Consider the following 9,925-nt stretch of genomic DNA (forward strand, 5'->3'; position numbering starts at 1 on the left):
TTTTCTTTATAGACACATTATGCATACTTTTTCTGCATAGCCAATTCAAAGAGATAAAAAAACCAGGCATTTGCCTGGTTTAATTATCCTGAACTCAGGATATGACGATTTCATGAATTGTTCTTAAATTAAGAAGTCTTCTAGTTTCGCGCCTTTTTCTAACTCAGCCACTAACCAACGTGGTTGTTTACCACGACCAGTCCACGTGTCATCTGCATTGGTTTTGCTACGGTAACGTGGCTCAACCGCTTTACGCGTTGATTTTTTACGTTTGCTTAAACCAAATTCAAGAATTTGTTCAACGCTTAAATCTAAATTTTCTGCAATTTCAACAATACGGTTATACGCATCTTCAATCGCTTGATCTTTTTTAGATGCAATCAGTGCTTCAGCTTCTACTTGAAGCTTCTTTAACTCTTCAACTGATAAATTACTAATATCAGGCATAATCTTTAACTCCGAAATTTCATTTTAATAATGCTTATGAAAACTCGCTCATAATATTATAATAAAATTTTTATTCAATAAATAATTTTCATTTTACTACAATATTTTAACACGACTCCTTAAAATATATAAAGTTAAATTGTATTTAAATATTATTTCCCACTGAATTTTCTAAGGCTTTTATTTTGGTTTTAATATTTTCTGGAATAGAGGTTTTTTGCAGGGTCATTTTATCCACGCACACAATAACCGCATCGCCTGTTGCAACGATTTTTTGTTGCTGTTCACTCCATAATATATAACTGGCAGAGTAAAACTTGAAGTGCGACATAAACCACCTAATTAATTTAAAGGGTTTATGGAGTATATAAAATTGTCATACCATCATCTTAACTTTGAAGATCGTACTGCATTAATGCTTGAGTCAAGAAAAGAAGGCTTTTCACCCAGAAAATTTGCTGAACTCATTAAAAGACATCCTAGTACGATCTATCGTGAGCTTAAAAGAAATAGCATCAATGACGTTTATCAAGCTCAATATGCTTCTGATAACACCTTCGCTAGACGTAGACGTGGTCACAGAAAACTCAAAATCGATTCAATCCTCTGGAAATTTATTGTTGAAGCGATCCGTTGTTTATGGTCTCCTCAGCAAATAGCAAAGCGTTTAAAGAGATTTCCTGATTTGGATCAAACAATGAATGTAAGCCATACAACGATTTATTCAACGATACGAGCATTACCAAAGGGTGAGCTGAAAAAAGACTTACTATCCTGTCTGCGTCATGAAAATAAAAAGCGAAAAGCTAACGGTGAACCTAAAAAAGATTCTATATTACAGGATATTAAAACTATTCATGAGCGCCCAACCGAAGTTCAAGAAAGAAAAATACCGGGTCATTGGGAAGCCGATTTAATTAAAGGTAAAGACAATAAAAGTTCGATAGCAACACTTATTGAACGAAATACACGGCTCTGTATCTTGGCAACATTACCTGATGCAAAGGCAGAATCAGTGCGCAAGGCTTTAACTGAAGCTCTGAAATATTTACCCGCAGAACTGCGTAAAACATTGACCTATGACCGTGGACGTGAGATGTCAGAACATAAAATCCTCGAAGAAGATTTAGGCATAGATGTATATTTCTGTGACCCACATTCGCCATGGCAGAAAGGCACATGCGAAAATATGAATGGTTTAATTAGGCAATATTTACCTAAAGGGATTGATTTAAACCAGGTAGATCAGCATTATTTAAATCAAGTTGCCATGTCACTGAATACTCGCCCTAGAAAAGCGTTAGATTGGCTTACACCATTAGAGAAATTTGCTCAGCTTGTTGATTATCATAAGGCTTTTGAAACTGTCGCACCTCATGTTTGAATTCGCCCCCCCAAGCTACGTGTTGAGTATGAATCAATGAATATTGAGCTAAATCTTCTTGCATATAATATCCTTATATTCGAATTTCCATAAAATTGGCATTATTTTCAAATACTAAATTTAATTGTTTGATCAATTCATCCTGCTGATTTAAAGCTGACTTGATGCGTAAATAACTCATTAATACATCATCTGGATATAATTCTAACAATGCATCTGCTTCAGCTTGGCGTGCTGTCGCTTGGTAAATATTCCATTTTGCAAAACTAAAAACAGGCAGCGCAGGATACTTTTCTTCCCAACGTTGAATCTGCTGTTCTACAGCCACATAGTCAGGGTTTTGCTTCAGCATTTTTTGCTGGAACCACAAAAAGAACACTTCTTTGTTAAATTGCTGTTCCAGTAAATGAATAGCCAATTGCTCATGTTCCTGACTCATCTCTGGCATACGAGACAAGACTTTTAACCACAACACTTTGACCGCATATTTACGCTCTGTTATTTGATCTTGCAAATCCAAATAACGCTGCTTTAAATGCTGTAAGTCATCGACATCAGCTTGATCAAATGCAGATAATAATTGCTCCAACCAAGCTTGTTTTGTCAGCTCATCTAAATGTCCATAACGTGTCGAACGCAAATACAACCAAGGAAACTGCAACGCAAACATGCCCCATAGCGTGGTTAAACGCTGCTCATAGGCAGTGCTGACTTTTTGCAACCATGGCGATAATTCATGTTGATTCAAAAATTCGAGATGCGTTAAAGCCTTTTCACCCTCTTGTTGGGATAAATAAATTTCAATCCGTTGCAATTCTGCGAGTTCAAAAGCCATTGGATTGGTCTGAGTTAATGCATTTAATGCTGTTTCATATTGTTGCTGAATCCAATATAAACGCGCATCAATCACCCCTTTTAATAATCCAGACTCAGTAAAAGCTTGCTGAATAAAGTTTTTTTGATCTTGCGCAGCATTTAAAAGCCAAATGACAGCCAATTGTTCATAGGGATGCAGTTTATTAAAACTAAAGACTGTTTCAGATTTACGCTGCTCTCGACTTAAATAGCGTTTAACCGCATACCAAAGCATTTGCACGAACAAACTCAGTAGTGCCAGCAATAATGCTAAAAACCAAATATTGGATTGAACTTGCCATTCACGCCAGTATAAATAGACATAGCCTGCACCATGTCCAAAACTCAGCAAACTAATAATGGCAACAACCAATAAGCTAATAAATAAATAGGCCAATAAAATATGTTTCATAGTCGATTATCCTATGAGTGCCCGAGTATTTAATAGCGGTACAGAAATAACCGGAATGTCCTTTAATTGTTCTAGACGTTGGCGTATCGGTTTTAATGAAGCATCTGGCAATTGCTGCATAATTTGCATAATTTCAGTGATTTCTTGTTGAAATTGAGGATATTGTCCTTGATTTAAAACTTGCTGAGCCAAAATTAAACGTAACTGCATTTCTTTTAATACCAAGCTACGCTGCATTAATACGGGACTCGGTTGCTCGACCGATTCGACTTGAATCCATTTTTGCCAAAAAGAAAGACCCTTTTGCTGCTCTTTAGAACTATAGGGCTTTAATATTTCTTTTTCTAACAATTGATCGATCGATTGCAGGGTATTTTTCACTTTATCAGATTGCAACTGACGCTCTGTCACATATTGCTTTAAGGTCTCACGATCTTTTTGAATCACCTGATGCAAACTCATGCGAAGTGCAGGTGCCAAGCTCAACTGATCTAATTGTTGGTCTAATTGGTTTAATTTTTCCAAAGCGACAGCAAATTGTTGTTGCTGCATGGCAAATTCAACCAAATCAAGTTGCTGGCCCACAACCATCATTGGCTCAATGCTATGGGTTGCCTCAGCAGCAATCGAAGTATTCGATGTCGTTGCAGCCGCCATCTCGGTCGTTGTGCCGCTCAACTGACGTTTCAAAGCCACGACCTGATCATTCAAACCTGCATTGCGCTGTTGCAATAAAGTTTGCTGTTGCATCAGTTCGGTTTGTTGAGCATTGACTTGAAATAGGTCAAAACTGAGTTTAGCCAACCAAAGTACGGCGACAATGACCACAACGACAAACAACTTCTTCATGTATTTCCCTGCACGACTTGCACATGCTGCAATATGTGTGTCGCGTTTAAATCTTCGAGTTGAATAATTTTAAAATCTTTGTTCAGTGTTATACGACTTTGCTCAAGTAGCTCGAACAACCTTACACCTAAAACTAAAAAATGTGCATGGCGCAGTACTGATAAATGCGACTGAATCAGGTCAAGCCAATTGAGCCAACTGGCCTCACTGGTGATCAACATACAATACGGAGATGACAACTGATGTTCAGAAATGAGTGTTTTTACTTTTTGAGTGGTCTCTTCCGGTAGATGGCGTTCGTATAGCACAAAATTAAGAATCTGAATGCCACGTGCTAGCAACTGCTGCATCATAAATTGACGACCACCTTCACCGCGCCAAAATGCAACGCAAGCCCCGGCCTCCAATTGTTCTAAATGGCTTAAAGTGAGCATTCCCTCCGAGGTTTCCACCTGCGGTACGACACTGTGAATGCCATAATCAGCCAGTTTTGCTGCGGTTGCGTCACCAACTGCAACCCATTGAATATGTTCGAGCTGCTCAAGTGAAATGCCTGCCTTACGCAAACCTTGCATACCAAAGGTGACCGCAGAGGGGCTCACCACAACCAATACATCCGCAGCACTCAACTGGGCATAGCACACTGCCAATGCTTCTGACCATGCCCGCGGCTTAAGCTCAAGTAATGGAAGCTCAGCCACAGCAACACCCGCAGAGCGCAGCGTCAAGCTAAGCTGCGCTGCACGATCTGTCGGACGTGTATTGATAAAAAGCATGTATTAATACAGTGCCTTTAAAATTTCACCGGCACCTTGGGCTAACAAGTCTTGGGCCAATTTGACACCGAGCTGTTCAGCCTGTTCGGGAAGACCTACTTGCTGTGCTTTCAACAAGGTTTGACCGTCAACACTACCGACTCGACCTTCCAAATGAATCTGACCATTTTCTAAGGTTGCATAACCTGCAATCGGTACTTGGCAGCCACCTTCTAGATATGCATTAAAAGCACGTTCTGCACGTACACAAGAATTGGTCTCTGCATGCATTAAGGGCAAAATTAAATCCAATACAGCTTGATCTTGGCTACGACATTCTAGGCCCAATGCACCTTGTCCAACTGCAGGTAAACTCACAACAGGCTCAAGAGTATGACGAATACGCTCTGCTAAGCCCAAACGCTTCAGCCCTGCACTCGCCAAAATAATCGCATCATAGTTACCCGCATCGAGTTTAGATAAACGCGTACCCACATTGCCACGCAGATCAATAATTTCAAGGTCTGGACGTTGTTTTAAAATTTGGCATTTGCGGCGCAAGCTCGACGTCCCCACCTTCGCACCCTGGGGTAAATCATCAAAACTGTTATAAGTATTTGAAACGAAAGCATCTAATGGGTCTTCACGCTCACAAATCACGGCCAAGCTTAAACCTTCAGGCAAAGCCATTGGCACATCTTTCATCGAATGAACTGCCAAGTCTGCACGACCATCCAACAACGCCGCTTCTAATTCTTTTACAAATAATCCTTTTCCCCCAATTTTGGCTAAAGGGGTATCTAGAATCTTGTCACCTTGGGTCACAAAGGTCACCAACTCAACTTTCAAATTTGCATGAAGTGCTTCTAAGCGTGCACGAATATGTTCCGCCTGCCAAAGTGCAAGCGGGCTTTGTCGAGTTGCGATCTTAAGGATATTCATAAATTTTAAAATACAGTCTATAGGGCTATTATTCTAAACTTAACTTGCTCAGTTGAAAATGCAAGCTTAATTCGCAATGTGCTTTGACCCTTGCCCTATAATTTTTGTATTCGCTCACGTAAATTTGGTAAATGTCGACGGCTGACCGCCAAACGCTCTTCTAAATCTCGACAACGCACCTGATATTGCCCTGAGCTTACGACTTCCAAACCATCTAAAAAGCTCACAGACACCAAGGCATTGCGATGAATGCGTATAAAGCGATCACCAAATTCATGCTCTAAATCCTTCAGCGTTTCATCAATAAGTACATTGCCATTTTTATGCCGAACAGTGACATATTTCTGATCTGCAAGAAAATAATAAATATTTTCCACAGGGACCAGTTCTACACCACGATAAGTCTTTGCCGCGATTTGATGGCGGCTGATTTTAATTTCGTCCATATTTTCTTTTTGTTTTATCGTGCTCAATTGAGCTTGGGTTAATTTAGTTAAATGATCTAAAACCTGCTGCAATTCCTGTTGCATAACTGGTTTTAGTAAATATCCCTCTGCATTCGATTTAAATGCATCAAGTGCATGATGATCATATGCAGTGCAAAAAATAATAGCGGGCATGGGGTCTAATTCACGCAACAATTTCGCGCAAGTCAACCCATCCATTTCAGGCATTTGTATATCTAGTAAGATGACATCAGGCTCGAGGCTTTGAGCCAAGTCAATCGCTTGTTGACCATGTGAAGCTTTCGCAACCACTTGATGTCCAAGTTGAGTGACTAAACGTGACAATCGCTCTACTGCTAGAGGCTCATCATCACAGATTAGGATGTCCATTTCTCCTCCTTATCTCGTTAACGTCATTTATTTTTATTGGTCAACTGAGATTTCTATTTATATTGATATTGCACCACAGTCGTATACATCCCCTCGCCTGCGTAGGTTTGAAAAGTGACATGCTGACCATAATATGCCTCAAGTCTCTGTTTCACGTTTTCGATGGCAATACCATTCCCCTGACGTAATTTAATTGTATCCTGTGTATAGGGATTTGTAATAACGATATTAATTTGATTTTGTAATATTTCAATCAATATATTTATCGTACTCTTTGTCAAAATCTTTTCAACTCCATGAAAAATACTATTTTCTAATAAAGGTTGTAAAGTTAATAGTGGAATTTGTACTTGAGCGTATTGTTCAGTACCTTCTAGTTTCCACTCCACCTTAAGCCGATCACCTAAACGCATTTGTTCAATGGCCAAATAACGCTGACACAGATCGATCTCATCTTTGAGACTTACCAACTTCAATTCTTGAAAACTTGCACGGAATAATCGAGATAAATTCAGTAGCATTTGCTCCGCTTTATCTGGGTCAATCGCAATCAAGCTAATCACATTGTTTAAGCTATTAAATAAAAAATGTGGATGAATCCGAGCTTGCATAGCCTGAATGCGTGAGTTTAATTCACTATGATGTTGTCGACCCCACTGTTCTCTTAAATATAAATATCGAAAACAAAATGCCCCAAGTAATACCCCATAGCTCAGATTTAAAACCACACCAGCAGTTAAAACGTCTGCACTCAAACCAGCTAAACTGAAATTTTCACCAAAATAGATCAAAACATTTAAAGTTATGGTGGTGAATAACACCAAAGCTTGCAATAAAACAAACCCGCTAAACATGAGCATTTTCATGCTTAAACCACGCGTCTTGCTCTGCAAAAGCTCTGAAAATGCTGCAAATGCCAATAATATCCAGTTAATAAACAACACATGCTGCATGACACTGGAAACACTTAAGGCTTGCCACGATTGAGCTTGGGCCAAGACCAAAACCAAAGCCACAATATTGCCCGCAAGAAACAGCTCCCACAGATAGTGCCAACGGCCCATTTTTCCTGAAAATACAGAAATTGTCATAGACCTAAACCCTGTCTAAAAGTTTGATCAACTTGCCCTTCGGCAACTGGGTTCGAATTTGCTATACTCTTGCTCAGTTCTATGCTTTTTATCTTATTGAGCCGACATGACCACATCTTCTAATTCCTCAAATCCGTCACAAGCCCAAACTTCAGGCATGTGGGGCGGTCGTTTTTCCGAAGCTACTGACGCTTTTGTTGCTGAATTTACAGCATCTGTACAGTTTGACCAACGCTTTTATAAACAAGATATTGCAGGTTCAATTGCACATGCAACCATGCTTGCAAAAGTTGGCGTTCTAACTGAACAAGAGCGTGACGATATTATTAATGGCTTAAACACCATTAAAGCAGAAATTGAAGCGGGTAACTTCGAATGGCGCATTGACCTAGAAGATGTGCACATGAATATTGAGTCACGCTTGACTCAACGTATCGGTATTACAGGTAAAAAACTACACACCGGTCGTAGCCGTAATGACCAAGTTGCAACCGATATCCGTCTGTATGTTCGCGACGAAATCGATGCGATTTTAGAATTATTGAAAAAATTACAAAAAGGCATCCTAGGCTTAGCGGCGAAAAATACCAATACCATCATGCCGGGCTTCACGCATTTACAAACTGCACAGCCAGTGACTTTTGGCCACCACCTAATGGCGTGGTTTGAAATGTTGGTTCGTGACTCAGAGCGTTTAATTGACTGCCGTAAACGTACCAACCGCATGCCTTTAGGTTCTGCTGCACTTGCTGGAACAACCTACCCGATCGACCGCGCATTCACTGCAGAATTACTAGGTTTTGAAGCCGTTGCAGAAAACTCTTTAGATGCTGTGTCTGACCGTGACTTCGGTATTGAATTCAATGCTGCGGCATCACTCATCATGATGCATTTATCACGTATGTCAGAAGAAATGATTCTTTGGACATCGGCTCAGTTCAAATTTGTGAACATTCCTGACCGTTTCTGCACTGGCTCTTCAATCATGCCGCAAAAGAAAAACCCAGACGTTCCTGAGTTGATCCGTGGTAAAACTGGCCGTGTATATGGTGATTTGATGAGCCTATTGACCCTGATGAAAGGTCAACCATTGGCATACAACAAAGACAACCAGGAAGATAAAGAACCACTATTCGATGCAATTGATACTGTTCGTGGCTCACTCATGGCATTTGCCGACATGATTCCTGCACTAGTACCAAACATTGACATCATGCGTGAAGCAGCGCTGCGTGGCTTCTCAACTGCAACTGACCTTGCCGACTACCTCGTTAAAAATGGCGTAGCATTCCGTGATGCACATGAGATTGTGGGTAAAGCAGTTGCTCTCGGTGTTCAAGAAGGCAAAGACCTTTCAGAATTAACCCTTGAGCAACTTCAACAGTTCTCTGACTTGATTCAGGCCGATGTCTTCGAAAAAGCTTTAACACTCGAAGCATCTGTCAATGCACGTAACCACATTGGTGGTACTGCACCTGCTCAAGTTGAAGCAGCAATTGAACGCGCGCATGCACGTTTAGAAAAACTTTACGCATAACTTTTTCAAGTTAAATGGAGTATTGATATGTCTCGACAAGTTTTTTGCCGTAAATATCAGGCTGAAATGGAAGGTTTAGACTTTGCACCATTCCCGGGTGCAAAGGGACAAGAATTGTTTGATACGGTATCTAAACAAGCTTGGCAAGAATGGCTAAAACACCAAACTACGTTGATCAATGAAAAACGTTTAAACGTGTTTGAAGCTGACGCGAAAAAGTTCCTTGAAGAGCAACGTGAAAAATTCTTCAGCAATGATGAATCTTTAGAAAAAGCCGAAGGCCTAAAGCCTGAGTAAAACTTAAAGCGTTGCTTTAAGTTTTACTCAAGACAAGTGAAGCGCGTAGCTTCAAATGTCATGAAGGAGTCCAATGGGACTCCTTTTTTGTACTCAGGAGCACTGCTCCGCCACGCCGCAAAACAAGCAGCTATGCTGTGCGTAGGCTTTAATTGAAAAGAATCTCCAATCTTGGGGATTCTTTTTTATTGCTCTAAAAATTACGTAAGACAAGCGAAGTGCGTAATTTCAAAATAAAGTCTGAAAGGACTCTTTTTTGCTTCGGAGCACTGCTATTTTCGCAAAACCAAGATGACGTCTGTGTAAGCTTTCATTCAGAAATGATCTTCATCATTGCTGGAAAATCTTTTATCCATTGATCAATTTTATTTAAACTTAAATAAATGAACTTATTATAGGACTTACGCACTATTATTTAAAGATTCTCTGTGGTAGCAGATGATTTTTATCGAGAATAAAGTCATCAATGAAGCTTTTGATAATTGGTCTAAATAATTTCTTCTGCCAACGATATACATTT

At 39.9% G+C, this 9,925-nt stretch carries 10 protein-coding genes and 2 pseudogenes; 3 read left to right on the forward strand and 9 right to left on the reverse strand.

The window, feature by feature from the left end; all coding sequences use genetic code 11:
- Positions 1–123: 123 nt before the first annotated feature.
- A complete protein-coding gene (locus FTV03_RS09935; protein ID WP_180007248.1) occupies positions 124–450 on the reverse strand; it encodes an H-NS family nucleoid-associated regulatory protein in 327 nt (108 codons plus the stop codon).
- Positions 451–592: 142 nt separating this feature from the next.
- Positions 593–778 (reverse strand): hypothetical protein, encoded by a 186-nt coding sequence (locus tag FTV03_RS09940; RefSeq protein WP_373685116.1) that lies wholly within the window; start codon positions 776–778, stop codon positions 593–595.
- A gap of 84 nt (positions 779–862) precedes the next feature.
- Between FTV03_RS09940 and FTV03_RS09945 the strand changes: the two genes are divergently transcribed.
- Positions 863–1,831: an IS30 family transposase gene (locus tag FTV03_RS09945; RefSeq protein WP_180171125.1), complete on the forward strand. Its 969-nt coding sequence runs from the start codon at positions 863–865 to the stop codon at positions 1,829–1,831.
- Positions 1,832–1,904: 73 nt separating this feature from the next.
- Here FTV03_RS09945 and FTV03_RS09950 read toward each other — a convergent pair whose 3' ends face one another.
- The 6 genes and pseudogenes from FTV03_RS09950 to FTV03_RS09975 form a co-directional block, all read right to left on the reverse strand.
- Complete coding sequence (locus FTV03_RS09950; protein ID WP_180041300.1) at positions 1,905–3,098, reverse strand: heme biosynthesis protein HemY; 1,194 nt, start codon at positions 3,096–3,098, stop codon at positions 1,905–1,907.
- 6 nt (positions 3,099–3,104) lie between these two features.
- A complete protein-coding gene (locus FTV03_RS09955) occupies positions 3,105–3,947 on the reverse strand; it encodes a hypothetical protein (protein ID WP_180041302.1) in 843 nt (280 codons plus the stop codon).
- Positions 3,944–4,723 (reverse strand): uroporphyrinogen-III synthase, encoded by a 780-nt coding sequence (locus FTV03_RS09960; protein WP_180041304.1) that lies wholly within the window; start codon positions 4,721–4,723, stop codon positions 3,944–3,946. Before FTV03_RS09960 ends, FTV03_RS09955 begins: the two co-directional genes overlap by 4 nt.
- Positions 4,724–4,726: 3 nt before the next feature.
- Positions 4,727–5,644 (reverse strand): hydroxymethylbilane synthase, encoded by a 918-nt coding sequence (hemC, locus tag FTV03_RS09965; protein ID WP_218950642.1) that lies wholly within the window; start codon positions 5,642–5,644, stop codon positions 4,727–4,729.
- 95 nt (positions 5,645–5,739) lie between these two features.
- On the reverse strand, positions 5,740–6,480 hold the full coding sequence (locus tag FTV03_RS09970) for a LytTR family DNA-binding domain-containing protein (RefSeq protein WP_180012128.1): 741 nt from the start codon (positions 6,478–6,480) through the stop codon (positions 5,740–5,742).
- A 53-nt stretch (positions 6,481–6,533) separates the two neighbouring features.
- Positions 6,534–7,687: pseudogene (locus tag FTV03_RS09975) on the reverse strand (sensor histidine kinase).
- Here FTV03_RS09975 and argH point away from each other — a divergent pair.
- On the forward strand, positions 7,678–9,108 hold the full coding sequence (gene argH / locus FTV03_RS09980; RefSeq protein WP_171319324.1) for an argininosuccinate lyase: 1,431 nt from the start codon (positions 7,678–7,680) through the stop codon (positions 9,106–9,108). The pseudogene FTV03_RS09975 and the gene argH overlap by 10 nt on opposite strands.
- A gap of 27 nt (positions 9,109–9,135) precedes the next feature.
- A complete protein-coding gene (locus tag FTV03_RS09985) occupies positions 9,136–9,405 on the forward strand; it encodes an oxidative damage protection protein (protein WP_078190466.1) in 270 nt (89 codons plus the stop codon).
- 411 nt (positions 9,406–9,816) lie between these two features.
- Here FTV03_RS09985 and FTV03_RS09990 read toward each other — a convergent pair.
- Positions 9,817–9,925: pseudogene (locus FTV03_RS09990) on the reverse strand (IS701 family transposase); the annotation flags it as partial.

The sequence above is a fragment of the Acinetobacter sp. YH12218 genome (genome assembly GCF_013417925.1).
GTDB lineage: Bacteria > Pseudomonadota > Gammaproteobacteria > Pseudomonadales > Moraxellaceae > Acinetobacter > Acinetobacter amyesii.

Coding starts and splice junctions, on each gene's coding strand:
- FTV03_RS09940 (WP_373685116.1), bottom strand. CDS start 778: ATGTCGCACTTCAAGTTTTACTCTGCCAGTTATATATTATGGAGTGAA.
- FTV03_RS09945 (WP_180171125.1), top strand. CDS start 863: ATGCTTGAGTCAAGAAAAGAAGGCTTTTCACCCAGAAAATTTGCTGAA.
- FTV03_RS09950 (WP_180041300.1), bottom strand. CDS start 3,098: ATGAAACATATTTTATTGGCCTATTTATTTATTAGCTTATTGGTTGTT.
- FTV03_RS09955 (WP_180041302.1), bottom strand. CDS start 3,947: ATGAAGAAGTTGTTTGTCGTTGTGGTCATTGTCGCCGTACTTTGGTTG.
- FTV03_RS09960 (WP_180041304.1), bottom strand. CDS start 4,723: ATGCTTTTTATCAATACACGTCCGACAGATCGTGCAGCGCAGCTTAGC.
- hemC (WP_218950642.1), bottom strand. CDS start 5,644: ATGAATATCCTTAAGATCGCAACTCGACAAAGCCCGCTTGCACTTTGG.
- FTV03_RS09970 (WP_180012128.1), bottom strand. CDS start 6,480: ATGGACATCCTAATCTGTGATGATGAGCCTCTAGCAGTAGAGCGATTG.
- argH (WP_171319324.1), top strand. CDS start 7,678: ATGACCACATCTTCTAATTCCTCAAATCCGTCACAAGCCCAAACTTCA.
- FTV03_RS09985 (WP_078190466.1), top strand. CDS start 9,136: ATGTCTCGACAAGTTTTTTGCCGTAAATATCAGGCTGAAATGGAAGGT.